Consider the following 24,760-nt stretch of genomic DNA (forward strand, 5'->3'; position numbering starts at 1 on the left):
GATTTTACTATACCCCAATTTGCCCGAATGGGCATGCCCGATTGGACGTTATCGGGATTTCCCTTCCAAGGTAACATGAGATTCATGATTCAGAAACAGAAAGTGGAGGGAAATCTACAGATGGCAAAGTGGTTATATCAAATTGGAAAATGGTCGTTTCGCAGCAAAAAAACCGTTATAATCGGGGCCATTTGCTTACTGGTTCTAGCGCTTGCTGGCGGAGTAAGCCTGGGCTCCGCGTTCAGCGGAGGATTAAGCATTCCCGGCACCAAATCCGAGAAGGCCATGCAGGTCATGGGTGAAGCGTTCGGTGACCAGACCGGCGGAGGAGGCACGATCCGGCTGATCTTTAAAGCTCCGGAGAATCAGACGCTGCAGTCGGATACCGTCAAGCAGATCATTCAAGCAACGGAACAAGAAGTCAAGAAAGATCCGGAAGTAGCCTCCGTTCAATCGGTCTACGAGGCCAAAACCATAGGGAAGAACGAAATCGGCTACTCTACCGTGACCTATAAGGAAGCTGCCGGAGATGTTACGCAGAAATCCATAGATCACGTACTCCAGACTATTGAGACTCCCAACGCGAAAGGACTTCAAACGGAGCTGGGCGGTACAGTTACCATTACAAAGGTAGAAGCCGGCGGGCCTGCCGAAGCTGTCGGCATCGTTGCTGCCTTCGTCATTCTGCTTATCACCTTTGGTTCCTTTATCGCCGCTGGCCTACCCATTCTGACAGCCGTTATTTCCTTAGCGATCGGCATTATGCTGATCTTCTTAGGCTCCCATTATATGGAGACTCCCTCCTTCTCGCTGTCGCTGGCAGGTATGCTGGGGCTGGCTGTAGGGATTGATTATGGGCTCTTTATCATCTCCCGGTACCGGCAAAATCTGCAGCAGGGGATGGAACGTGAGGAGGCCGCCGGCTTGGCTAACGCTACAGCGGGCAGCGCCGTTGTGTTTGCCGGCCTGACGGTCATCATTGCCCTCTCCGGTTTAACGGTCACGGGCATTCCTTTCCTGGGATCAATGGGCATCGCAGCTGCTTTGACCGTATTCCTGGCCGTCATCTTTACTTTGTTCTGCATTCCCGCTTTTCTGGGGTGTTCCAAGAAACTGTTTGTCCCGAAAAATCCGGCAAGGAACAATTCCAGTCCATACGCCAGTCAGCAGCCTCAGGCGCCGGAGTCCAACTGGTGGGGCCGTTTTGTCACCAAAAATCCTGTTCCGATTCTTCTGGCAGCCGTTCTGCTGCTTGGGGCAGTAAGCCTTCCGGCCCTGCATATGCATACCGGCCTTCCGGATAACGGCTCGAAATCCGCTGATACAACGGAGCGCCGCGGATATGATCTGTTAGCTGAAGGATTTGGCCCTGGCTTCAATGGTCCTTTGGTTGTAATCGCCAAAGCTGAACCGTCGGCAGGTGACAAGAAAGCCGCCATTACAGAGGCAGTCAAGGGGTTAAGCGGTTTAGCTAATATCGCTGCTGTTACTCCTGCGCAAATGAACAAAGCCGGCGATACGGCCATACTTACCGTTCTGCCGAAGACAGGACCTCAGGACACCATGACAGCCACGCTGGTGAAAACGATCCGGCAGCAGGCCGAATCCGTCCTGGAGCAGGAGCACGTTGAGTTAATGGTCACAGGCTCTACAGCCGTTAATATCGACATGTCGGATAAACTTAATCGAGCTTTACCGGAATTTGCCGGTCTCATCGTCGGCTTGGCCTTTATCCTGCTGGCTATCGTCTTCCGGTCCCTGCTGATTCCAATCAAAGCCGTGCTGGGTTACCTGCTGACCCTTACAGCAACCCTGGGATTCGTCGTATTTGTCGTGCAGGACGGACATCTTATTGATTTCTTCGGCATTCCGGAACCTGCTCCTGTCCTCAACTTCCTGCCTGTACTGGTAGCCGGCATCCTGTTCGGGCTTGCGATGGACTACGAAGTATTCCTGGTCAGCGGAATGCGTGAGAAATACGTGCATGAGCGCCACGCGAAGAAGGCCGTCCTGTTCGGCATGAAGACAAGCGGCACAATCGTTCTGGCGGCCGGCCTGATCATGGTCTCCGTGTTTGCCAGCTTTATCTTCGGCGATGACACGATGGTCAAATCCATGGGTCTTGCACTTGCCTTCGGCATCGTGTTCGATGCCTTCATCGTCCGGTTGACCATCGTCCCTGCCGTCATGACGCTGCTCGGCAAGTCCGCCTGGTATTTCCCGAAATGGCTGGACCGTATCCTGCCGAAGCTGGACATTGAGGGCGAGTCGTTCCAGAAGAAAGCGGAACATGCCGATGAACTTCCGCTAACCCTGAAGCAAATGGAACATGAATAATGCCATAAAGAGAGACCCCCGGCTCACAGCTGTCTGTGGCCGGGGGTCTTTATGGTGTTGAAAGAACTGCTGGCAAGGAGCAGCAGCGGTCGCAGGAACCTTATGCGTACTTCTCTTAGTTAGAATTCTTAGTTAGAATTCTTAGTTAGAATCCGGCAGCTGCTCCAAATAACTGTTGGACATGAGCAGCAATTGCTGGGCCGCATTGAACTCGGCCTCTGTGGAGCCATTTTTGATGATGCTGTTGTCGGTCTGGCTGTAGTTGCTGCCGTCGGTATAGCCGTCGCCGGGCACGAAGATGCTCTTGTCGTTAATGAAAGAGCCCGTCGGCAGGAAGTGCCGGACCGGAAGCAGGTTGTGCGTCTGGTTGAACAGATCCTCGCCAAAATGCAGCTGCTGATCAACGGACACCCCGAGCAGATTAGCGACGGTCGGCAGAATGTCGACCTGGCCGCCTGTGCCGCTCATAACAGCCGGGAGCTGGCCGCTTGGCGAATGGACGATAAACGGAATATTGAACATGTCCGTATAGCCGTATTCATGTCCGATCAGGGAAGCGATCTGATCCTTCTCACCGCTGGACAGCGTGTACATCGGCAGGCCCTGGTGATCGCCGTAGAACACAATCAGGCTGTCGTCCCACAGCCCGCTTGCCTTCAGCTTATCAATGAACTGTCCCATCGCGTAGTCGGCATAGTTCTGGGCTTGAATGTAGTCGCCGAGCAGCGTCCCCTGGTATTCCTCAGGGAGCTTCATTTTATATTTTTCCTCCGGAATGCGGAACGGGTGATGCGCGCTCATTGAAATAACCATCGAGTAAAAAGGCTGCGACTGGGCGTCAAGCTTGGACAGCTCCGGCACGGTTTTGGCAAACAGCACCTCGTCGGACGAGCCAAAAGCGATATGATCGTCATCCCCGAAGAAGCTCTGGTCATAGAACTTGTCAAAGCCTACCGCTTTGTACAGGTCCTTCCGGTTCCAGAAGTCTACACTGTTGGTATGGAACGTAGCAGTGAAATAACCGTTGTTCTCCATCAGCTTCGGAAGGCTCGGCAGAGACTTCTTCATATAATTGGAGGAAGTCGCCGGCTCATTCTTGGGCGCAAAGAACGAGGTGTTCACGACAAACTCGGCGTCCGAGGTCGTTCCCGAGCCCGCATTGGTATAGAAGTTGTTGAAATACGTCGTTTCCTTAACCAGCTTATTGATGTTCGGCGTAACTTCCTGGCCGTCAATCTTAAGGCCGATCAGGAAGTTTTGGAACGACTCCATCTGCACCACGATCAGATTCTTGCCTTTATCTGCACCGAAATACTTTGGTGAAGCCGGTTCAGTGACACCTTTTACCTGATCGATGGACTTCTGAGTAATGCTGCTGGCATCAATAATCTCCTCCGGTTCGGTAGAGTCGGCCAGGATGGAATACACTTCATAGTTCAGGATCCCCATGCTCTCCGCTTTCTTGAGCTCATTCATGCTGGAGTGATTAGGCCAGATATTGAACACGCAGAGCGCAACCGATACAGCGGTAATGATCATCAGGGCGGTCGTGCTCATTCGCTTCATCCCTTTGATCTTCCACTGGCGGATGTACTTCGGCCGGAACATGAAGAGAATGAAGAAGATCAAGTCAACAAAGATAAACAAATAGTAAGGGGCAATCAGCGAATACGTGCTTTCTCCTACGTGCGTGATCTTGTCTGCCTGCTGCAGCGTATGATAGGTAGGAATTACGCCGTAGTATTTGTAATACATCAGCACCGCAAAATAGATGAGCGAAATCAGAAGATTCGCCAGCATATAGTACAGAATCTTTCGTTTGGCGGCCAGCCACTCGATTAAACTGAACACGATCAGGAAGAAGGGAATCTCCGTCAGAATCATGCTCCAATTCGGCCCGTCGCTGAAGACGACAAACCAGGCTACTGCGCTTTTTATCAGCAGAATAATGCTGAAGATAATCAGGTATTTCCCTTTGGCGAGCGATAATTTTTTCATTGTTCTCATTTCCCCAATATTTTCTATTATCTGATTCTTGCTAGTCTATTTTGAATCAAATGCTTCCTATTTACAAGTTTCTATTACCCTAAGTTTAAAAAATAAACCCTCCACGGCATCCAGCCGCTTCTAATTAAGCCTTGCAGCGCGGGATTTCAGGTTCGCCAGGCCATTCCCTTCTTCTTCATAAAATGATTTCTTTGGCCGATATAGAACTACGGATGTTCGGCAAAATAGTAGGATATTCGACATAATTCAAATTCATGGTAGTAGGATCTGAACAAACGGACATTGATACCCTTTAGGCATTGGCACACAGTCTTGATTAATCCCGGCATACAAATAGAACAAAGGGGCGCCCGAGGGCAGCCCCTTTGTTCTATCCCAAAATCTGATCCATCCAGGCAAACAGCTCATCCAGATCATAATCCCCGCCATGTCCTTGTCCCCAAGGCAGCGCAAAGTCAACGTCAAACCCCTGATTCTGCAAGCAGGTGGCCAGAATGACCGGAACGGCCAGAGACGTATCGCGGTCAACAGCTCCGTGCCGGATCCGCCAATGCTGCGCGGTTACATTCTCCTCATTTCCGATATAGTTCATAGGATTCATCATTTTTACTATCTGCGGTTCTGCAAGCTCGCCGCCTGCGGTGCTGTGATCGGCGCCAAATGCAGTGAAATGCCGGGCTTTGATCAAAGCGGTTCCAAACAGCTCGTTCTCCGGGGTGCTCAAATCCACCTGATCGAAAGCCAGGGCTGGCTTCATTCTGGCCGCATACTGCACGTATTCATCAAAGTCGATGTCCGTGACAGTTCCATTCTCCATGGTGATCCAGGTTAAGCCGGACAGGTCTGCTCCCGTCTCCAGAGCTTTCTGAGCCGAGGACACTACATAGGCTTTCACCAAGTCCTTGAAACTCCCCTCACCGTCTGCATCCAGCCCAAGCGCAGTATTGCCGGTGCCCTTTAACCCTAATCCATTCAGATAAGCAGGAAATAAGGCTTTCACTTTACCGGACAGCTCCGCCTGCTCTGCGGTCATTCTGCCGCTGACCGGCTTAAATTCCATCTGCTCGCCATTTCTGACCCTCATCATTCTGTGGAATTCAAGGAGACCGTTATACATCCACTCATAGGCGGCATCCGCATGTTCCAGGTTGGTGATTGGACAGTAGCAGGAGGCGGCTAAGATATCATCCCGCTCTTCGGCTGCTCCAAGCTCCTTCAAATAAGGCTCATAGTCCTTATGGTTGCCGGAAGCTCCCAGCAGCGAGGACAAAGCGCCTCCCGCACTCGTGCCGTTCGAAATGATTCGGTCCGTATCTCCGGGAACAAGCTGCCTGTTATGCCGCAGATACCGGACTGCAGCCTTCAGATCGACGATGCAGGCAGGCGCTGTTCCGGTGTACCGGCCCTTATCGTCCTGCAATGTGCGCCCCCGGGCTCCAGGAGCCGCCACCACATATCCCCTGGCTAAAGCTGCGAATGCGGCGTTAGTATGGCCGCTGAATTTGTTTCCCCCCGGGATCTCAGGCATCCCCGGCATATAGCCGCCAACCGTATTAGGCATAAAGATCGGGGCATTATCGGCATTAAACCTTCCGATTGATTTCCCCTCATAATACGCTTCAGGCACATAAAGATTCAGGATTTGATGGGCAGTGTCGACTGGATTCTTCACATAAACGATATTCTCAAATGCCCGGAAGGTAATGGTCCGCCCTTCCAGGGTTACCGTCTTGACCGTATAGCTGCCGGTGTCGAATGCTAAGCTGTATTCCAAAATGGATCACCCTTTACAAGTTTGTGGTTTCGCCGGTAAGAGATTAAGCGGCCGGTATAAGACGCTGGCTTCCGCTTAGATCAGCTTATATCAGCTTAGATCAGCTTAGATCAGCTTAGATCAGCTTGGTTAAGCTTAATTCCGCTTGGTTCAGCCAAACTCCTCTATCCTTCGGAAGAACGTCTCGTTTCACCTTCATCTTAAATAACCCGTTCGCCCTTTTCCCGTCCTTTTATGACCATTTTAAGGTCAATATCTGATCAGCCGGCCAAGGTCAACCCCGGCTCCGGCAGAGCCGGCAAACTCGTCAGAAATTGACCGTAAACAAGATAGAAAATGACGGGCTAAGACGGCAACGGTTCTCTACAATAGGCTTTGTAAACGTTTACTAACAGATGGACGGGAGGAACACTGATGAATAAACCAAAGAAATTTTGGAGCTACGAAAACAGCCTGCTTTTAATGCTGTCCTTTGGTTACGGAATGATTTTTATGGATCGGTTCAGTATCACTTACTTGTTTCCCAACATTGCTTCCGAGTTTCATTTAAACAACGCCCAGCTGGGCTTGACGATGTCCGTGGTCGGATTTGCCTGGGGAGTCTCAGCGATCATCTTCTCCTATATCTCCGATATTATTAAGAAGAAGAAGTTCATGCTCATTCTGTTCTTAATGATCTTCTCTTTGAGCACGCTGTTCAGCGGGTTGGCTACCGGCTTTGTCGGATTAATCTTATCCCGGGCAATTCTGGGGATTGCCGAGGGCCCATCCGCTCCGCTGATTCAAACCTCTATGATGACTGAATCGACCCCGTCAAGACGAGGTTTAAACACCGGGATCATCATCTCCTGCTCTTCGATTCTGGGGAGCTTAAGCCCGCTTCTTATGGTGGCCATTGCGAACTCCATGGGCTGGCGTTATGCATTCTATATTATTACGATCCCTGGAATCATCGTCTCTCTTCTGCTCATGAAATTTATGCGCGAGCCTAAAACGACAGCAGAAACAGAGGGACCGTCCAAAATCCGTTTGTCCGATGTAAAGATCGTATTAAAGAGCCGGAATATCTGGATTTCTATCGTGGCAGCTATTTTTAATGTCGGATTTATGATTACCGGATTCAGCAGCTTTGCGCCAACCTTCCTTATGGATGTCGGTCATTTCAGCCAAAGCCAGTCTGCACAGATTATGAGCGTGTACGGTCTTGTCGCTTTTATCTGGAATATCTCCATTCCTTGGCTGTCTGATCGGATCGGCCGTAAACCTACTGTTCTGATCGCTGGCATTATGGGAATTTTGACACCGCTTTCCTTTATCTTCTTTCATTCCAACTACACGATGCTTATTGTCTGCATCACACTCTTCGGTGCTGGCCAGGCGCTCGGATCGCTGTTATTCTTCGTCATTCCCGGCGAATCCGTGCCGATTGCACTAATGGCGACAGCGACGGCCATTATCAATTTTGTGGGTGAAGTTGTTGGAGGGACGATTGGGCCGGCATTGGACGGCGCGCTCGCCGATCAATACAGCCTGTACTGGACGATGATCTTGACCACGGGCGCAGCCGTCATCGTATTCCTGGTGAGTCTGGGGTATAAAGAAACCGCACCCCGGCAGCGGCAGCCAGTGAAGAATAACCAGGCAGCCCTTAGAAATGAGCTCATCGGATAACGATAGTAAAAATACGAAAGCCCGCTTGAACCGGCGCTTTACAAAAGAAACACCTTCACCGCATGCATGCCTATCGCAGATAGGACGGCAGCTTTGAAGGTGTTTTTACTTGTGTGCAAAGATTGGGCAAAGCTCCGACAGAGTCCTGGCAGAGATCCGGCTCAGGCAGGGAGCTTATCCTTTATATTTTTTCCTGTATTCATTTGGGGTTAATTGATAGGCGGCTTTAAACACCCGGCAGAAGGATTTTTCGTTGGGAAACCCATGTTTAAGCGCAATATGCGTAATGGCCAGATCGGTATTCATGAGGTCCCGGTATGACTTCTCCAGGCGGACAGCATTGATGTAGTTTAACACGGTCATCCCGATATGCCTTTGAAAGAAGCGGGAAAAATATTCCGAAGAGAAGCCGAATGCCTTTGCCATCTCGTGGATCGTAACGTTCTGGTCATAGTGCTGTTTAATATAGTCGGTAATCTGCGTTAACCGGTCCAGATATTTATTGGATTTGATGTGCGCCGGACTGTTCGTCTCTGCCTTAAAATACTTGAGCAGCAGATAGATCAGCTGGTACGAAAGCGCCTTGATCTGAATGTTCGCGAGCGGATCCTGGTCCATATTCAAGTGAGCCTCCAGCATCCTGTTAAAAAGAGCCCGCAGCTCCGCAAAACGGTCCTTCCTGCCTTCATCCTGTTCCTCAGCTGACAGGCATATAAATGCCAGCCTGCCGGTCTGGGGATAGTTGGACGTTATAAATTCAACCGGGATTAACAGGGTCATCGCCCGCTGGTCTTTCCCTGTATGGACCGATACCGAATGAATATGATTTGAATTGATCAGTACAATATCTCCCTGTTCAGAAACATAGTGGGCGCCCTCGATATAAATATCGTCGATCTTCCCGCTGAGCACATAGGAGATTTCAATGCACTCATGCCAATGTCTCGGCACATAATCCGTATCGTCGGAGTCATGGTAAATAATTTTGACAGGCAAATCACTACTGGTCGTTACAACTTCATATTTATAGTCCATATCGCACCCTCTAAGAATATCATCCAGCCTTTATTAGAAAAAAAAGAGGAGCCTTCAGCATGACAGGCCCCTCCTGATCTCTTTTACCCCTTACCCTTCACAGGCCCCTTAGCTGCCCGATGTGCTGATAGCGACTGTATTTGACCCGCTGTCCACCTGCACCTCAAGGTTAAGAAGCGCTGCAGCATCGCTCAGCTTCACATAGTTGTTCCCGGCGATCGTGTATGCGGAGAGCTGAACCTCCTGCCCGTCGAGATAAAGCTTTGCATTGCTTAATGCAGCCTGCTTGGACGCCGAAGCCGCTAATGCACCGGACAATTCGCCGCCTTTAGGCGTGTAGGCCTTGCCGGAAACGAGCTTCACGGCTTTCTCGGCCGCGTCCCAGGTCACTTCAAACTGACGGTCCGTTCCGGACACAGCCATGGCCAGGTCTCTCAGCTTCACATATACTTCGCCATTCAACGTATAGGCTGCGGCTGCTGTGTCCTTGTCGTTTACTTTCACCGCCGGATTAGCGGAAACAGCGGAAGTTGAAGTGGAACCGGAGGTCTGCGAATCCGTAGAACCGGCCGCAACGACCTGGTCCGCCCAGGCGAACAGCTCATCCAAATCGTAGTCGCCGCTGTGCGGAATATCCCAAGGCATCGAGAAGTCTACGTTGTAACCTTTGTTCTGCAGCGTTGTCGCGAGAATCGTCGAGACCGCCAGGGAAGTGTCGCTGTCCTTGGTGCCGATGCGAATCCGCCAGTATTGGGAGGTGCTTGCGCCATCGGCATCAATGTAATTCAGCGGGTTCATCATTTTGATAATCTGCGCGTCGGCCATCGTGCCGCCTGCCGTATCATTTTCCAGGCTGTACTGGGTAAAATGCTGCGCGTCAACCGTCTCCGTACCGAAGAGCTGGTTCTCGCCGTTGCTCAAATCCAGGCCGTCAAAGGCCGGAGGCGTCTTCATCCGGGTCAGGTATTGGATATATTGGTCATAATCAATGTCGGTAACTTTGCCGTCTTTAATCGTAATCCACGTCTTGTCAGACAGGTCTGTGCCGCTGTCCAGCGCCTTCTGCGCCGAAGCCACTACGAAGGATTTAATGTAATCCTTGAAGGTGCCGCTGCCGTCCGCGTTCAGTGTCAGTGCGGTTCCGTCCGGAGCTGTCAGCCCCAGGCCGTTTAGATATGACGGGAACATGGCGCTCAGATCGTTTGAGACCTTAATCTGGTCATCCGTCAAAGGAGTCGGCGTGCTTTGGGCTTGTCCGCCGTCCATTAAGCCGCCTAAGCCGCCTGCCATTGCGCCTTCCGGCAGTTGTCCGGCTGGCAGCTGTCCATCCGCGCTTTGCCCGTCTGCTGTCTGCCCGGCAGCCGCTTCTGCGTCAGCTGCTTGTACGTCAGTCGCCTGGGCATCAGCCGCCTGTTCAGTCGTCTGGCCGTCCGCTGCTTGTCCGCCAGTCGGACCGCCCTGTCCTGCGGCAAGCCCGAAGGATCTCGGCGTTACCGTGTTCACCCCGTTAAACTGCCACTCATAGGCCATATCGGCATTTTCCAGGTCTGTAATCGGCGTGTACACGGCTGCGGCATAAACATCGTCCCGCTCATCCGCTGCGCCCAGTTCTTCCAAATAAGGCTCATAATCCGCGCTGTTGCCAGTAGCGCCCAGCAGTGCGGACATGGCGCCGCCCGCGCTCGTTCCGTCGGAGATAATCTTCTCGGCGTCGCCCGGCATAACTTCGTCGTTATAACGCAGGTAGCGGACAGCTGCTTTCAAGTCCACAATATCGGCCGGCGCTTTGCCGGTGTAGGTGCCGTCTTCGTCCTGGGTTGTGCGGCCGCGCGCGCCCGGTTCAGCTACAACATACCCTTTGGACAGCGCAACGACAGCGTTCTCCCCTCCGCCCATGCCTGCGCCCGGGCTTCCAGGTTCACCAGGCAGGTAGCCGGCGACCGTATTCGGGAAGTAGATCGGCGCATTCTCTGCCGTGTAATTGTTGATCGTGCCGCCTTCGAAGTATTCTTCAGGGATATAAATGTTCATGATTTCATACTTCGTGTCTACCGGATGCTGCACGTATACTACTTTTTCATAAGCCCGGTATTTAATCGTTTGACCGTTATAGGTCACGCTCTTCTCCGTGTAATTCGCTGTGTCAAAGTCCAGACTGTACGTTGTTGTCTCTGTGCTTGCAGCCGCGCTTACTGCGCCGGCCAGCGGCATGCTCATAAGGGACGCTGCCAGCAGGGAGGCAGCCCATTTGTTAGTCTTCATGCTCAGTCTCCTTTAAGTTGATTAATAAATAAAGCTATTAAAAACTTATCCGGTGACTATTCTAGCAAAACAATGTGGCGGAAAATGAACGAAACCAGCCGCAAACCGGACTTTTTTTATACAAATGCAGAATGAAGAAGGCTTTATGTTTCGGCTGTTCTTGTTCCGGCTGTCCTGCTTAAAGTGAAGAAGAAGCGGGTCTCCCCATTTTCAGAGGCGGCCTCGATCGACTCCCCCAGCTGGGTCATAATTTGTCTGGCAATAGAAAGCCCCAATCCCGTGCCTGAACCGGACCTGGACTTGTCACTCTTATAGAAACGGTCAAACAAATACGGCAGATCCTCCTCCGGTATTCCGGCCCCTTCGTTGATCACCGAAACTGTCACTTTCTCCGCATCCCATGAGGCATCGACGTATACCCTGCCCTCCTCACGGGTGAATTTGAAGGCATTATCCAGCAAAATAATCAGCACCTGCTCGGTACGGTCGCGGTTCCCGTAGAAATCCGGCATCTTCAGGGCGCTGTCTGTAATCTGAAAAGAAATGTCCAAATCCTCGGCGATGATTTCGAACCGGTCTTGAATGGCACGGATGAGCGGGGCGGCTTCTACCTGAGACTTGAGGATCGAAGCGGAGCCGGACTGCAGGCGGGAGAGCTCCAGCATGTCGTTTATCAGGCGCTGCAGGCGGACCGATTCATGCTGGATCAGATGGTAGAAGCGCTGCTGCTCCTGCTCATCGCCAAGCATCCCGTCGCACAGCGTCTCGCTCATCGCCCGGATTGCCGCAATTGGCGTGCGCAGCTCATGAGACACATTCGCCACATAATCACGCCGCGTCTGCTCCAGCCTGGCTGCCGCTTCTTCGTTGCTCTCCAGCCTGGACGCCAAAGTGTTCATCGAGGCGGCCAGCAGGCCAAGCTCCGCGTACCCGTCCTCGGGGACACGAAACTGATAATTCCCCGCCGCCATCGCGTTGGAAGACACTGTCATGGCATAAAGCGACCGGCTCATGCGCTGCAGCACTTTATAAATAACCGTTAGAATCAGAAGCAGGGAGAGGGTCGAGGCCAGCAGAAAAGTCAGATAAAAGCCTCTCTGCGCGCTGTTATAATCACTGGCCAGCTTCAGGATAAATACCGCGCCAATCTCATTTCCGTCCCGCTTCAGCGGCCGGCCGATCAGAACGGTTTCGCCTCTGAGGGCTGTCAGTCTCCCAATCTTTGTTACAGATTCACCTGCCAGAACCCTGGAAATATAGGGATTCAGCGCCGTCCGGATATCCTCTTCTGTAATGGGAACCCTGCCTTGAACAGTGGGCGGAAGCTCCTCATGGGTAAACACACTCATCTCTTGATTATTCAGATCGTAAGCTTTCAAAATAAAGCCAAGATCCGTTAACCGCGTTGAGGTATGCCCAGTCTTGCTGATATCCTCTGCGATCGAGTCCAGCTGAGGGGCCAGCTCCAGCAGGCTGTTTCTTAGAAAATAAGCATCCAGCGCCCATTTACCAAGTAATGCCGCCAGGATGTATGCCCCGACCAGGATCGCTGAGATGGTCAGGAACAATTTACGGAACATCCCGGTTCTCAGCAGACCGGTCCTCACCAGGCGGGTTCTAAGGCCGGTTCTAAGGCCGGCTTTCATAAAATGACCTCGAATTTATAGCCCACGCCATAGACCGATTTGAGGCTCCAGCCTGAGCCTTCTTCGGCAAGCTTTTTCCGCAGCCGCTTGATATGGGTATCCACAGCCCGTGTATCCCCGTAATAATCGTAGCCCCATACGGTCGATAGGATCTGCTCCCGGCTCAGCACTTTGTTGCAGTTCGCGGCCAGCAGATACAGAATTTCAATCTCCTTCGGGGTAGCGGGCAGGATTTCGCCGGCAATTGAAATTTCGTACCGCCCCAGATCAATCTTCAGCTGGTCATAGACGATCACCTTCTTCGGCTCCTCCGCCTTATCCGGACCGGTTACCCGGCGCAGCACCGTTTTGATTCTGGCTACCACTTCCCTTGGAGAGAACGGCTTGACGATATAGTCATCCGCTCCGATCTCCAGACCGAGAATCCGGTCCAGCTCTTCCCCCTTGGCCGTAAGCATTATAATCGGAACCTGGCTCTGCTTCCTGATCTCCTTGCATACTTCCGTACCGAATAGTCCGGGCATCATCAGGTCCAGAAGAATCAAATCCGGGTTCATTTCGTCAGCCAGCCTGAGCGCCTCGTGGCCGTTATAAGCCGAGGAATAAGTCATGTTCTCTGCCTTCAGATAAGGGCCTATTGTATCGTGAACAGCCGAGCTGTCATCACAAATCAAGATATGTACAGGTTTATCCAATTCCATAGGGTGCGGCCTCCTTAACATAAACACTGTGAATAAGAACTGCACACATTATAGCAGACTTGCCCCGCCGCATTCAGTCAAAAAGCCGGCTCCAGCAAGGAAAGCATGACCCTGCCCGGACCGCCGGATCTGCCGCTGCCGGGTCTGACGGATCTGCCGGAAACGGAACGGAATGCCCTGAATAAGAGCAGCCCCAAACTGGAATTCTAGCCAGTAGCTAACACCCTAATTCCGGATAGAAGGAGACCATCATGGCTTATAAAGACTTTCGTGAATTTCTGGACAGGCTGCGGCAGGAAGGGCAGCTCCTGACCCTTACCGATAAGGTAAATCTCGAGCCGGATGTCGCAGCCGCAACGAGAGCCGTCAATAATCTGGGCGGCAGCACCCCGGCACTTCTGTTTAACAATATCCATGGCTGCACGAATGCACAGATTGCGATGAACGTAATCGGTTCCTGGCCCAACCATGCGCTGATGATGAAGATGCCGGCCAACACGCCGCTGAAGGATCAATTCTTTGAATTTGCACGCCGCTATGCGCAGTTTCCGGTTCCTGTCCAAAGGGAGGAAACGGCTCCTTTTCATGAAGTAGAAATAACCAGTGACATCAATTTATTTGATATTCTGCCGCTGTTTCGCCTGAATCAGGGGGATGGCGGATTTTATTTGGACAAAGCGTGCGTAATCACCCGCGATCTCGAAGATCCGGAGAATTTCGGCAAGCAGAATGTCGGGATTTACCGGATGCAGGTCAAGGGCAAAGACCGCCTCGGCATCCAGCCTGTCCCGCAGCACGATATTGCCATTCATCTTCGCCAGGCCGAGGAGCGCGGCATTAATCTTCCGGTTGTCATCGCTCTTGGCAACGAACCGGTCATTACAACCGCTGCTGCAACGCCGCTGCTCTATGATCAGTCCGAGTACGAAATGGCAGGAGCGCTTCAGGGCGAGCCTTACCGTGTCGTGAAGGCCAAAACGGCAGATCTGGATATTCCCTGGGGAGCCGAGGTGGTTCTGGAGGGAGAGCTGCTGACCGGAGTCCGCGAGTTTGAAGGTCCTTTCGGGGAATTTACCGGGCATTACTCGGGCGGCCGCAGTATGCCGGTCATTCAGATCAACCGCGTCTACCACCGCAAGAATCCAATCTTCGAGCATCTCTATATCGGCATGCCATGGACGGAGACCGATTATATGATCGGGATCAATACAAGCGTGCCGCTGTATCAGCAGCTGAAGGATTCTTTTCCCAATGAAATTGTAGCTGTTAATGCCATGTACACCCACGGCCTCGTCGCGATCATTTCAACCAGGCGCCGCTATGGGGGATTCGCCAAGGCTGTCGGCATGCGGGCCCTGACCACTCCGCACGGGCTCGGCTACTGCAAGCTCATTATCGTTGTGGATGAGGATGTCGATCCCTTTAATCTGCCGCAGGTGATGTGGGCGCTGTCTACGAAGATGCACCCCAAACACGATGCCCTGATCATCCCGGATCTCTCCGTGCTTCCGCTGGACCCGGGATCGGAGCCGGCCGGTATCACCCACAAGATGATCCTGGACGCTACTACTCCGCTGGCACCGGAAACCCGGGGACACTATTCCCAGCCGCTGGATTCCCCGCTGGATGTCGAGAAGTGGCAGGCCATTATTCAAGACATGCTATTAAAAAAATAGGAGAGTGAGCCATGCATACCTGTCCCCGCTGTGAATCCAAGACCGCTTCTGTCGTTGCCGTGTCACCCGTTAAAGGGGTTTGGGAGGTTTATCTCTGCCCGGTGTGTATTTTTACCTGGAGGTCCACGGAGCCTGAAACGATCACGAATCCGGAAAAATATAACCCTGCCTTCAAGGTCAACCCGGAGGAGATTCCCTTTGCGGCACATGTTCCTCCAATCGCCCGGCGGCTGCATTAAAACAGTGTTCTGCTGTCCCGGTTTTATTTTTGCAGCCGATAGGAAGATGGATCAGAGCCGAAGCCGTTACACGATATGGGATTCAAAACAGAATATCCAGAATGAACAGGAAACGTTCGGCTTCACGAAAGACATGGTCGGCAAGCAAAGGATGAATGATGCTTTTGATTCGGCACTCTTCTATTAAATCCCGCGCCGTTTTCTTAAAATCACGCAGTGATTATACCGAAACCCGATTCTCATCAACAAATTGGCTTAACAGCGGGTGGGTGTAATATCATGCTTCCCGAGCTTATGGAATCGGCTTGTTTCAATATGACACCGGCCTAATAATTGTGCCGTTAACGTTTATATCCCCTTTTATTGGCAAGCATGAATGATAAAACCTTTGAAGGGGCGTTTGGGCACTATGGATTATAAAGGGATTGCTCCCCTGATCTGGAATTCCTTCTTCTGATCGGTGTTCTTTCTCTCGTATTCAGCGGCCCTGGCATGTTCTCCATCACCAAAGGCCGTAATCCGCTTCCGGCAAACCGGGAGCGTGTGTAGTTAACAAAGTAACCAATCCGGTAACCGCAGGAGTGTTGCCAGCAGCCTCATAAGTTCCGGGGTTATCGGCATACTCCTCTCCTCCATCAATCTTTTCCACAATTACAAAAGTCTGGCCCGGATTTATGGTCATGTCTCCCAAGTCAATAGAGCCGCTGCCGGCGGAAGGTTCAGCTCGGTTCCATTTACCTCTACCTCTACGGTCACCACACCTTCATCCGTTGTGGCCCCCGATCCTCCAGTCTGACTACAACTTTCAGGGATTCGGATATCCAACCATCCTAAAAATTCCTATATACTATATAGACTGAACTATAGAAAGAAATGCCGAGGGAACAATCAGGAGGAGATAAGATGGATAACAGCAGATGGACATCCGGGCAAATTCCAAGACTAGATGGGAAAATCATTTTAATTACAGGCGCAAGCAGCGGACTTGGACTTGAAGCCTCGACGATTTTGAGTGCAAAAGGCGCAAAAGTGATCATGGCAGTCCGTAATCTTGAAAAGGGAAAAACCGCGGCTGCAGCTATAACAAGTAAAATTAAAAATGCAGATATCGAATTGATGCAGCTGGACTTATCTGATTTCAGTTCCATTCATAAGTTCTCAGAAGAATTTCACGGTAAATATGCAAATTTAAATATTTTGATCAATAATGCGGGTGTTATGTACCCTAGAACCCGAGAAATAACCAAGCAAGGATTCGAAACTCATTTTGGGACGAATCATTTGGGCCATTTTTTATTGACCGGCTTGGTTCTGGATGTCCTTAAGAATACACCTCAATCCAGAGTGGTTACTCAAAGCAGTGCGCTTCATAAATATGGCGGCGATATTCATTTTGATGACCTGAACATGGAGAAGACGTACAGCAAAGCCAAGGCGTATGCGCAAAGTAAATTAGCAAACCTGTTATTCGCTTATGAATTAGACCGGCGCTTCAAAACTCAGAAACAAGACAGCATTTCCACAGCGTCACACCCTGGCTATACAGCTACCGCTCTCCAACGGTCACAAGGGCTGCTGGTGGCAGCTGCCAACAAATTCATTGCTCAAAGGATTGAAATCGGAACCCTGCCCGTTCTAAGAGCGGCAACAGAAGAAAACTTAGCCGGGTCTGAATATTTTGGGCCAACGAAATGGCTGGAGACCCGCGGCTATCCTCAAATAGTGAATTCAAGTGACAAATCCTACGACGCCGGGTTGGCTAAGGAACTCTGGGAAGTATCTGAGAAATTAACGGGGTTTAGTTACAATTTTTGATTATGGCTGCCCCCAGATCCTGGGGACAACCATCGAATATCACATCTTATAAGCCCGCATCGCCTTGCCAAGCTCCTTCAGCGATGGGCGTTTGCCGTACAGGAGCACGCCGGTCCGGTAGATTTTGGCCGACAGCCAGCCGAATAACAAGGTAGCCGCCAGCAGAATAGCGAGGGACACCGCGATCTCCCAAGGCGCCACCTCGCTTACGCCAATTCTCACCAGCATCGAAATCGGCGCAGTGAACGGAATATAGGAGGCAATTTTGATGAGCATGGCGTCAGGCGTTGCAATGCTGAAGATCCCGATATAGAAGGACACCATCAGCATGAGGGTAATCGGCATGATCGCCTGCCCCAGCTCTTCCGTCCGGCTGACGAGGGAGCCGATGGCTGCAAACAGCGTGGCATACAGGAAGTAGCCCAGGATGTAGAACACCAAGCCATACAGGAACACATCCAGGCTCAGCTGCGTGATGTCCACGCCAAGTCCTTTGATTGCGTCAATATTATGCGGCATGGAGAGGTTGATTCCCACGACGGCAGCAAAGAACGCAATCTGCAGCAGACCCAGCAGGAACATTGCGATGATCTTGCCGAACATCTGCACCAAAGGAGACACGCTCGTAATCAGAATCTCCATGATCCGGGAGCTCTTCTCCGCCGTTACCTCGGACGCGATCATGCTGCCGGTTGTGGTATTGATCATCAGGAACAGAATAATCAATACGTACACGTAAATGTAATTCGCTGCTTCTGAAGCTTCATTGGATTTAGCGCCCGCTTCCCCGTCCGCACTTCCTGCCTTCTCCGCATTCAGCGCCACAGGGGTCGCCAGCTCCGCCAGCTGGCTGTCGCTCAGCGAGCCTCCGGCGATGGTCTGCATCTTGACCGTTTGCAGCACATTTTGCAGGGCAGCCGCCACGTCCTGGTCCGGATCGTCTCCGGATTTGGACACATAGGTCACCTCGGGAAATCCGCCCGCGGCCTCCTTGCTGAACTTCAGATAAGCATCCAGCTTCTTGGATTTGAGGTCCTGCTGCAGCTGGGAATCGGAGGTCTGCTCCTTATAATCAACAAAGTGATAGCCCGGGCTCTTCAGCTGATCCGACACCAGGCGGAGCTTCTCCGCAACCTGCGGCTGCGGCTCATACACCAGTCCGATGTTCAGCGGCTGGTCGTCTTTGTTCATATACTTGTCGAGCAGGTAGGGAACATTAGCGAGGACCGTAATGAGGACGGCAAGCACAATCATGGTGACCACAAAGGATCTCTTCCGGATCTTGCTCATAAAGGAAAAGCGGATTACCGTACCCAGCTTATTCATTGGATTCCCCCACTTCTTTAATAAAGATTTGGTTCAGCGTCGGCTCCTGAATCTCAAAATGCTCGACTTCGCTCTGCTCCACTGCTGCCGACAAAATCGCCTTGGCCGCCGAGATCTCGGAAATGGCCAGCTGATATCCCCGCTCCCTGCGCTCTACGGCTGTTACGCCCTTGATCCGCTCCAATCCCTCTACCGGGCCGGTTGTCCGCAGAAGGACGGATTCCCGCGGATACCGCTTCTTGATCTCCTTCAAATCCCCCTGCAGCACAGGGTTCGACCGGTGCAGAATCGTAATATTCCGGCACAGCTCCTCCACATGCTCCATGCGGTGCGTGGAAAATAAAATGCTCGTTCCTTCGTCTCGCAGCATCTTGACGTTCGTCTTCAGCAGCTCTACGTTGACCGGATCGAGTCCGCTGAAGGCCTCGTCCAGAATCAGAATTTTGGGCTTATGCACAACAGCCGCGATAAATCCCATCTTCTGCTGGTTGCCCTTGGACAGCTCTTCAACCCGCTTGTCGTAATACTCCGGGACCTCGAACCGCTCGAGCCAGTATTTCAGGCTTTGGTCGGCCTCCTTCGCAGACATGCCGCGCAGCTGGGCCAGATAGGTAATCTGTTCACTGACCTTGATCTTGGGATACAACCCGCGCTCCTCCGGCAGATAACCCATTTCATGCCGCTGAGCCGGGCCGTAGGGCTTGCCGAAATAAGAGATCGTTCCGCCATCCGGAAAAATAACGCCAAGCACCATCCGCATCGTCGTTGTTTTTCCGGCGCCGTTAGCGCCGAGCAGTCCGTAAATCTCCCCCTGCTCAACCTGAAGTGAAATGCCGTTAACTGCCGTTTTGTCCCCAAACTGTTTGAATACATGGCTCAATTCAAGCGGTTGTCCCATTACAGCGTCCCCCTATTCCATTTTAGGCCTTCAGGCAAATGCCCCTTGATCCACAGCTCCAGCGCTTCTTCCATCTCAATGCTCCTTCTCCGGAGCACCTCAATCCGTGCTGCTTCGGCCAGCTTCTCAGCCTGGACCGGGTTGACAAGCACTTTGACCATGCCCAGGCCCGGCTCCGTCTCCAAGGCCCCCAGCCGGCGCGCTTCCTCCTGACCGCCGCGGATCCACCATTCCTGAAAGCAGGCCAGCAGAGCATCCTTCTCCACCATGCCGTAGTTCCGGCCGTCCCGCATCAGTATGACGTAATCGGCCAGCTTCCTGATTTCATCCACAATGTGGGTGCAGAGCACAATCGTAATCTCCTCCTCCGCCAGAAGCGTCCGGAGCGCTCCAATCATCTCCCTCCAGGCGAAAGGGTCAAGACCGGAGGACGGCTCATCCAGCAGAAGCAGCTTTGGGCGGCATGCCAGCGCCGCGGAGATCTCAAACTTGCGCCGCTCTCCCTTGGACATCTTGGACAGCCGGATCCCGCGCGGAACGCCGAAACGGTTAAGCAGCTCCTCAAAATGCGCGGTATCCCACTTCGGATACCAGTAGCCCCGAAAGGCGCCGGCCTCTTCGGCGGTCATGCTGTTTTCCTCATAGATAGAAATCTCCGGCACATAGCCGATATGCTGCTGCAGTTCAACGGGAAGACTGCGGTCATGGTGCTGGCCGAACCACTCCAGGGTTCCGCCGTCAGGATGGATGGTCTTCATCATAAGGTGAAGCAGCGTGCTTTTTCCGGAGCCGTTAGGCCCGACTACCGCTGTCACATGGCCCGCCGGAATTTCAAGATCGATCGGCCCGATTATTTTTCGCCGTCCGGATTTCATAACACCGCTGAGCTTAACTGCCAAATCTGTCATTTCGCATTCCCGCCCTTCCCTGCAGCCTTATATTTCTTCTCTATCATTTCGAGGAATAACGCCTGCAGCTCCTCCTTGCTGTATTGAACCGCTATCGCACTGTCAATGGCTGCCTCCAGCGCTTCCTGTACCAGCGTCTGTTTGTACGTTCCGCGCTGCTCCTCCTCTACTTTGGATACAAAGGTGCCGGTTCCCTGCTTGGTCCGCAGCAGCCCTTCGTTCTCCAAATCCTGATAAACTCTCCGCACCGTAATTGCACTGCAGTTCAGGCTGCCTGCTAATTCACGTATAGACGGTAAAAGGGTGCCTTCGCCAAGCTGACCGCTGACGATCATCGAACGCAGCTGTGTTTCAATCTGGTGATAAAGCGGCTCTGCGCTGGACTCATTGATTTGTATGGGAATCCACACTCCCGGCACCTCCTGTCTCCTGCCAATTCCATCACTAATTCGTTAAACCATATCTCTGGCTGCAATCTTTCGGGTAACGAGCCGGCCGGTCAGAACCAGCACCAGACCTCCAAGCAATAAGCTGCCCCACATTAGCGGGGACAGAAAGCCGAAGCGCTCCGAAGCCTCAATCGTATACAGCAGCACGTTCCCGTGGTACAAGGCGACGACTGCCGTGATCACCGCACAGCCGCCCATATGCACAAAGGACATCCATAAATAAACTTTTCCGCTGCTCAGAAATTCAAAATAAATGTAATAAGCGTTTATGATCAGCCCGTATCCGGCCCAGGTAAGGATAAAAGGGAGATAAACCGCCAAACCGACAGCGCCATTCAGACCATCTGTAAAAATATAAATCAGCGTATATAGAATCACGCCATTGATCAGCAGGGCGCACAGTCCCTGGATGATCCGCGACAGCACTACCGAGCCGAGCGGGATGGGAAGGATCTTGAAGTAGAACAGCTTCTGGGTATAGGAATCCTCCTTCAAATAGCGGAGTGAGCTTCGGCAGAACCAGATTCCTGACAGCGGGGTCATCACCAGAAACATAAAGTCAAGCACGGCCCCCATCGACCGCTCCGCCTCGCTGTCATTCATCGAATACACCAGCAGGCTGATACATCCTGCCGTATAAGCCATAAAGAACAGATTCCAGAACCAGTACTTCCAGTCCGTGTGCATCTCCTTCTTCAGCAGAAACACACTGTCCCTCCAAACGCCGCCCATTATCCACTCATCCTTTCCTGTCAGGGTTCGCAAACACTGTTATACTGTGTATATCTTTATACACAGTATATGAGCACTGTGCCGGATTGTCAACTATTGGAAACCCAGCTATGGAAAATATTATTAGAATATATTATTAAAGGCATCAAAAAAAGCCGGCTGAACGCCGGCTTGCTTGCAGAGCTGCTGCTCTTCAATTGCCTTTGCCTCCCGGCACACTCCGCCAGGCTAATCCGCAGTCCTCGATTTGCGCTACTGCGCAGTCAGCAGCTCCGCTCCCCGGTCGGTTATCGCCAGCGTATGCTCAAACTGCGCTCCCGGCGTTCCGTCCGCCGACCGGATCGTCCAGCCGTCGTCCTCCCACAGGACCGCTCCGCTCTCGCCGAGGGTAAAGACCGGCTCAATGGTAATCACCATGCCTTTGCGCAGCTTCAGGCCTGTTCCCGGCCGGCCGTAATTCGGCACATCCGGCGGCTCATGCATGTGCTGGCCGATTCCGTGTCCGACCAGCGGCTTCACGATGCCGATGCCCGCATCATTGGCCGTCTTCTGGATCGCGTAGCTGATATCCCCGATCCGGCTGCCCGGCACGGCTGCGGCAATGCCGCGTGCCAGAGCCTGCTTCGTTATTTCGTATAAGCGCCTTACCTCCGGCGACGGCTCGCCTACGAGATAAGTCCAGCCGGAATCGGCCATCCAGCCGTCCTTCTCGACTACGATATCAATGGTTACAATGTCACCGCTGCGCAGAAGATTTGCAGTAGGAAATCCGTGGCAGACCACATCGTTGACCGAGGCGCAGGTCGCGTAGGGAAATCCGCGGTATCCCTTCTGCGCCGCTGTTCCGCCCCTCCGGGTGATAAACTGCTCCACAAACTGGTCAATCTGCATGGTGGAGATCCCGGGAACAATCGCCTTCTTCAAAGCCTGATGGCATTCCGCCAGTATGCGTCCCGCTGTCCGGATAAGCTCGATCTGCTGGGCGTTCTTAGTTACGACTTTCGGCATGGGCAACGCCTCCTTTATTTTTCGACAACCGCCCTCTCCGGACCTGTCCTTTCTACGCTGCCGGCTTCCGGTGTTCTAATATATGCCGGTATAAGGATGAAAAAAACCGCCCTCCGCACAAATCGCGGGAAGACGGTTAGAAAGAGTCCTATATCGAATATGATAGCGGCCGGCCGTCAGAGGTTACATCAAGAAACAGAAGAATTCAGCTTACCCATTTCCATTTCAACAAGATGGGTCAATTCTTCTTCATAACCGCCCATGATGCGGTACTTGCGAACATATTCCCTGACAAACTTCTTGGGATCCTTCGGCCTGAAAATCCTTGTCATCTCCCGCAAACTTTCCTTTACTTCGTTATGACCTTTCGTTGCCATATGATTCCCTCCCAGAACGCTTATGGTACTGCTTCCGTTATTGAGAAACGCCGAAAAGATCCTGCAAGTAATTCATCTAGAAGTGGTTAGTTTGTCCCGCTGGCTCAGCAGGTTCTGACATTATACATACCCGGCAAGGTTTGCCCTGAATCAATGCTTGCTGTGTCAGCAATGGCAATGTCAGTCACCCGTAGCAGTATATGTATGTCCGGATATGAATGGAACGGCCTCCTATCTCTCTATATTGTAGCATATTCAGCCGCCCGTTTCAGCTTTCACCTTTTTTGGATATAGATTTGCTTCTTTAGATATATTTATCGGATATTGAAAGGGTTAAAATAAGAGGGAAGGAATTCTTTCCTCCGCCGGCAAATTCTTCTATAGGGCAATCCGACATATATACTTATCAGAGAACAGATCTATTGATCAGCAGATCGAAGAATTCACGCCGAACGGACACCATTCCAACAGGCCAACCAGGAGGAGGCTGCAGATGCGAAACCCGAAGATCATGATCGTCTATGCCAGCTATGGAGAAGGCCATTACCAGGTCTCTAAAGCGATGGAAGCTTCCTTCCATGAGCGGGGCATTACCAATGTGGTTCTGCTCGACCTGATGGCGGAGGCGCATCCCCTGATTAATGAATTGACCAAATTTGTATACATGCAGAGCTTCAAGACAATCCCGTACCTGTATGGCTGGGTGTACAATTCGACGCGTCGGATGCAGCCGGGCCGGCCGCTGTACAGTCTGCTCCACTCCTTCGGGCTCAGGAAGCTTGCGAAGATTGTCGCCGACATCAATCCCGATCTTGTGATTCATACTTTTCCGCAGCTTGTCATGCCCAAACTGCTCAGACGCACCGGTCAGACGATTCCGCTGGCCAACGTGATCACCGATTTCGACATTCACGGCCGCTGGGTCCATCCGTCGGTTAACCGCTATTATGTGGCCACACAGGACTTGAAGAATGAAATGGTGGCCAGAGGCGTGCCGGAAGAGAGGGTGATGGTCAGCGGCATTCCGCTGCGGCCGGGCTTTGCCGCTGCCGCTGCCGTACAGGCGAAAGCCGGAGATTTAACCGGCAGGCCGGACTCCGATCCGGGTTCACGTCCGGATCCGGGCTCGAACCAGGGGCCGGCCTATTCGCTCCCGCAGGACGGCAAGCCGGCTATTCTGCTGATGGCCGGAGCCTACGGGGTGATGCAGAACATCGCCGATATCTGCCGCCGCCTTACGGCTTCCGGGGAACGCCGGGTCATCGCGGTCTGCGGCAAAAATAAAGAGCTGCTTGCGCAGCTCCAGGAACAGTTCAAAGGGCACCGTGACGTGCAGGTTTGCGGTTTTGTCCAGAATATCGCCGAATTAATGGCAGCGAGCGACTGCATTATTACCAAACCCGGCGGCATTACGTTATCCGAAGCGCTGGCCAGCCGCCTGCCCATGTTCCTCTTCCGTCCTGTCCCCGGCCAGGAGCTGAATAACGCCTTGTATTTGAATAAGAAAGGCATCGCCTTCATCTCGAACCGTCCGCGCGAGCTGGTGCGGCAGATCGAGCAGTTCTTCAGCAGCAGGCAGCCGGGCGGCGAGCTCTACCAGGAGCTGGACAGCCTGCGGCGCCCGGACGCCGCAAATGAAATCGCCGAAGATCTCCTCCGCCTGTTTATCTGGCCGGCAGAAGAAGCAGGCCGCGTTACCGCAGCCGGGCCCTACTAGCCTGAGCCGTATGATTGGAGCCGTACAGCATGCAGCCGTACTGACTGCAGCTTCACTGGCCGAGCCGTCCTGCCCCGGGCGTACCGGCCGCAGCCTTACTCCCCGGGCTCGTTCTCACCCCGGCCGGCTTGTCATACATTAGAAGGGAGGAGGGGCTTCCCCTTCATCCTTAGGCTCAAGAA

General features: G+C 52.4%; 20 protein-coding genes and 1 pseudogene. 6 read left to right on the top strand and 15 right to left on the bottom strand.

Annotated features, from left to right (window positions below; all coding sequences use genetic code 11):
* Positions 1-120 precede the first annotated feature (120 nt).
* Complete coding sequence (locus FCN15_RS10830) at positions 121-2,337, top strand: MMPL family transporter (protein WP_138495023.1); 2,217 nt, start codon at positions 121-123, stop codon at positions 2,335-2,337.
* A gap of 141 nt (positions 2,338-2,478) precedes the next feature.
* On the opposite strand, the gene FCN15_RS10835 is transcribed toward FCN15_RS10830, so the two are convergent.
* Both FCN15_RS10835 and FCN15_RS10840 read right to left on the bottom strand, forming a co-directional pair.
* Positions 2,479-4,335 (bottom strand): LTA synthase family protein, encoded by a 1,857-nt coding sequence (locus tag FCN15_RS10835; protein WP_338044370.1) that lies wholly within the window; start codon positions 4,333-4,335, stop codon positions 2,479-2,481.
* A 379-nt stretch (positions 4,336-4,714) separates the two neighbouring features.
* Entirely contained in the window at positions 4,715-6,118 is a 1,404-nt protein-coding gene (locus FCN15_RS10840) for a subtype B tannase (RefSeq protein WP_138495025.1), read from the bottom strand.
* A gap of 414 nt (positions 6,119-6,532) precedes the next feature.
* Between FCN15_RS10840 and FCN15_RS10845 the strand changes: the two genes are divergently transcribed.
* Positions 6,533-7,789 carry an MFS transporter gene (locus tag FCN15_RS10845; protein ID WP_138495026.1) on the top strand — a complete coding sequence of 419 codons (1,257 nt, stop codon included), beginning with the start codon at positions 6,533-6,535 and terminating at the stop codon, positions 7,787-7,789.
* A 174-nt stretch (positions 7,790-7,963) separates the two neighbouring features.
* Here FCN15_RS10845 and FCN15_RS10850 read toward each other — a convergent pair whose 3' ends face one another.
* The 4 genes from FCN15_RS10850 to FCN15_RS10865 all read right to left on the bottom strand — a co-directional run bounded on the left by FCN15_RS10850 (position 7,964) and on the right by FCN15_RS10865 (position 13,433).
* The gene (locus tag FCN15_RS10850) at positions 7,964-8,824 is read right to left on the bottom strand and encodes an AraC family transcriptional regulator (protein ID WP_138495027.1); all 861 of its coding nucleotides are present in this window, start codon (positions 8,822-8,824) and stop codon (positions 7,964-7,966) included.
* A gap of 108 nt (positions 8,825-8,932) precedes the next feature.
* The gene (locus FCN15_RS10855) at positions 8,933-11,086 is read right to left on the bottom strand and encodes a subtype B tannase (protein WP_138495028.1); all 2,154 of its coding nucleotides are present in this window, start codon (positions 11,084-11,086) and stop codon (positions 8,933-8,935) included.
* Positions 11,087-11,229: 143 nt separating this feature from the next.
* Positions 11,230-12,732 (bottom strand): sensor histidine kinase, encoded by a 1,503-nt coding sequence (locus FCN15_RS10860; RefSeq protein ID WP_138495029.1) that lies wholly within the window; start codon positions 12,730-12,732, stop codon positions 11,230-11,232.
* A complete protein-coding gene (locus FCN15_RS10865; protein ID WP_138495030.1) occupies positions 12,729-13,433 on the bottom strand; it encodes a response regulator transcription factor in 705 nt (234 codons plus the stop codon). The genes FCN15_RS10860 and FCN15_RS10865 overlap by 4 nt, the downstream gene beginning before the upstream one ends.
* 251 nt (positions 13,434-13,684) lie before the next feature.
* On the opposite strand from FCN15_RS10865, the gene FCN15_RS10870 reads away from it, so the two are divergent.
* Both FCN15_RS10870 and FCN15_RS10875 read left to right on the top strand, forming a co-directional pair.
* Positions 13,685-15,109 carry a non-oxidative hydroxyarylic acid decarboxylases subunit C gene (locus FCN15_RS10870; RefSeq protein ID WP_138495031.1) on the top strand — a complete coding sequence of 475 codons (1,425 nt, stop codon included), beginning with the start codon at positions 13,685-13,687 and terminating at the stop codon, positions 15,107-15,109.
* A gap of 11 nt (positions 15,110-15,120) precedes the next feature.
* Entirely contained in the window at positions 15,121-15,348 is a 228-nt protein-coding gene (locus FCN15_RS10875; RefSeq protein WP_138495032.1) for a non-oxidative hydroxyarylic acid decarboxylases subunit D, read from the top strand.
* A gap of 82 nt (positions 15,349-15,430) precedes the next feature.
* Here FCN15_RS10875 and FCN15_RS10880 read toward each other — a convergent pair.
* Positions 15,431-15,619: pseudogene (locus tag FCN15_RS10880) on the bottom strand (DUF2935 domain-containing protein); the annotation flags it as partial.
* Between the two features lie 231 nt (positions 15,620-15,850).
* Positions 15,851-16,030: a hypothetical protein gene (locus FCN15_RS10885; RefSeq protein ID WP_138495033.1), complete on the bottom strand. Its 180-nt coding sequence runs from the start codon at positions 16,028-16,030 to the stop codon at positions 15,851-15,853.
* Positions 16,031-16,251: 221 nt separating this feature from the next.
* Here FCN15_RS10885 and FCN15_RS10890 point away from each other — a divergent pair, with 221 nt between their 5' ends.
* Positions 16,252-17,163 carry an oxidoreductase gene (locus FCN15_RS10890; protein ID WP_138495034.1) on the top strand — a complete coding sequence of 304 codons (912 nt, stop codon included), beginning with the start codon at positions 16,252-16,254 and terminating at the stop codon, positions 17,161-17,163.
* 39 nt (positions 17,164-17,202) lie between these two features.
* Here the strand turns inward: FCN15_RS10890 and FCN15_RS10895 are convergent, their stop codons facing one another.
* The 7 genes from FCN15_RS10895 to FCN15_RS10925 form a co-directional block, all read right to left on the bottom strand.
* Entirely contained in the window at positions 17,203-18,489 is a 1,287-nt protein-coding gene (locus FCN15_RS10895; protein ID WP_138495035.1) for an ABC transporter permease, read from the bottom strand.
* Positions 18,482-19,387, bottom strand: coding sequence for an ABC transporter ATP-binding protein (locus tag FCN15_RS10900; RefSeq protein ID WP_138495036.1), 906 nt, complete (start codon positions 19,385-19,387; stop codon positions 18,482-18,484). Before FCN15_RS10900 ends, FCN15_RS10895 begins: the two co-directional genes overlap by 8 nt.
* On the bottom strand, positions 19,387-20,295 hold the full coding sequence (locus FCN15_RS10905) for an ATP-binding cassette domain-containing protein (protein WP_138495037.1): 909 nt from the start codon (positions 20,293-20,295) through the stop codon (positions 19,387-19,389). The genes FCN15_RS10900 and FCN15_RS10905 overlap by 1 nt, the downstream gene beginning before the upstream one ends.
* The gene (locus tag FCN15_RS10910; protein ID WP_138495038.1) at positions 20,292-20,705 is read right to left on the bottom strand and encodes a GntR family transcriptional regulator; all 414 of its coding nucleotides are present in this window, start codon (positions 20,703-20,705) and stop codon (positions 20,292-20,294) included. Before FCN15_RS10910 ends, FCN15_RS10905 begins: the two co-directional genes overlap by 4 nt.
* A gap of 42 nt (positions 20,706-20,747) precedes the next feature.
* Positions 20,748-21,476: a hypothetical protein gene (locus tag FCN15_RS10915; RefSeq protein ID WP_138495039.1), complete on the bottom strand. Its 729-nt coding sequence runs from the start codon at positions 21,474-21,476 to the stop codon at positions 20,748-20,750.
* Between the two features lie 252 nt (positions 21,477-21,728).
* Positions 21,729-22,484 carry a type I methionyl aminopeptidase gene (gene map, locus FCN15_RS10920; RefSeq protein WP_138495040.1) on the bottom strand — a complete coding sequence of 252 codons (756 nt, stop codon included), beginning with the start codon at positions 22,482-22,484 and terminating at the stop codon, positions 21,729-21,731.
* A gap of 188 nt (positions 22,485-22,672) precedes the next feature.
* A complete protein-coding gene (locus FCN15_RS10925) occupies positions 22,673-22,861 on the bottom strand; it encodes a hypothetical protein (RefSeq protein WP_138495041.1) in 189 nt (62 codons plus the stop codon).
* Positions 22,862-23,354: 493 nt separating this feature from the next.
* On the opposite strand from FCN15_RS10925, the gene FCN15_RS10930 reads away from it, so the two are divergent.
* Complete coding sequence (locus FCN15_RS10930) at positions 23,355-24,578, top strand: MGDG synthase family glycosyltransferase (RefSeq protein ID WP_338044371.1); 1,224 nt, start codon at positions 23,355-23,357, stop codon at positions 24,576-24,578.
* Positions 24,579-24,760: the final 182 nt, after the last annotated feature.

It is taken from the genome of Paenibacillus pinistramenti (assembly GCF_005869875.1).
GTDB classification, from domain to species: domain Bacteria; phylum Bacillota; class Bacilli; order Paenibacillales; family Paenibacillaceae; genus Fontibacillus; species Fontibacillus pinistramenti.

Coding starts and splice junctions, on each gene's coding strand:
- FCN15_RS10850 (WP_138495027.1), bottom strand. CDS start 8,824: ATGGACTATAAATATGAAGTTGTAACGACCAGTAGTGATTTGCCTGTC.
- map (WP_138495040.1), bottom strand. CDS start 22,484: ATGCCGAAAGTCGTAACTAAGAACGCCCAGCAGATCGAGCTTATCCGG.
- FCN15_RS10860 (WP_138495029.1), bottom strand. CDS start 12,732: ATGAAAGCCGGCCTTAGAACCGGCCTTAGAACCCGCCTGGTGAGGACC.
- FCN15_RS10835 (WP_338044370.1), bottom strand. CDS start 4,335: ATGAAAAAATTATCGCTCGCCAAAGGGAAATACCTGATTATCTTCAGC.
- FCN15_RS10870 (WP_138495031.1), top strand. CDS start 13,685: ATGGCTTATAAAGACTTTCGTGAATTTCTGGACAGGCTGCGGCAGGAA.
- FCN15_RS10830 (WP_138495023.1), top strand. CDS start 121: ATGGCAAAGTGGTTATATCAAATTGGAAAATGGTCGTTTCGCAGCAAA.
- FCN15_RS10865 (WP_138495030.1), bottom strand. CDS start 13,433: ATGGAATTGGATAAACCTGTACATATCTTGATTTGTGATGACAGCTCG.
- FCN15_RS10900 (WP_138495036.1), bottom strand. CDS start 19,387: ATGGGACAACCGCTTGAATTGAGCCATGTATTCAAACAGTTTGGGGAC.
- FCN15_RS10925 (WP_138495041.1), bottom strand. CDS start 22,861: ATGGCAACGAAAGGTCATAACGAAGTAAAGGAAAGTTTGCGGGAGATG.
- FCN15_RS10890 (WP_138495034.1), top strand. CDS start 16,252: ATGGATAACAGCAGATGGACATCCGGGCAAATTCCAAGACTAGATGGG.
- FCN15_RS10930 (WP_338044371.1), top strand. CDS start 23,355: ATGCGAAACCCGAAGATCATGATCGTCTATGCCAGCTATGGAGAAGGC.
- FCN15_RS10895 (WP_138495035.1), bottom strand. CDS start 18,489: ATGAATAAGCTGGGTACGGTAATCCGCTTTTCCTTTATGAGCAAGATC.
- FCN15_RS10845 (WP_138495026.1), top strand. CDS start 6,533: ATGAATAAACCAAAGAAATTTTGGAGCTACGAAAACAGCCTGCTTTTA.
- FCN15_RS10875 (WP_138495032.1), top strand. CDS start 15,121: ATGCATACCTGTCCCCGCTGTGAATCCAAGACCGCTTCTGTCGTTGCC.
- FCN15_RS10905 (WP_138495037.1), bottom strand. CDS start 20,295: ATGACAGATTTGGCAGTTAAGCTCAGCGGTGTTATGAAATCCGGACGG.
- FCN15_RS10855 (WP_138495028.1), bottom strand. CDS start 11,086: ATGAAGACTAACAAATGGGCTGCCTCCCTGCTGGCAGCGTCCCTTATG.
- FCN15_RS10915 (WP_138495039.1), bottom strand. CDS start 21,476: ATGGGCGGCGTTTGGAGGGACAGTGTGTTTCTGCTGAAGAAGGAGATG.
- FCN15_RS10885 (WP_138495033.1), bottom strand. CDS start 16,030: ATGACCATAAATCCGGGCCAGACTTTTGTAATTGTGGAAAAGATTGAT.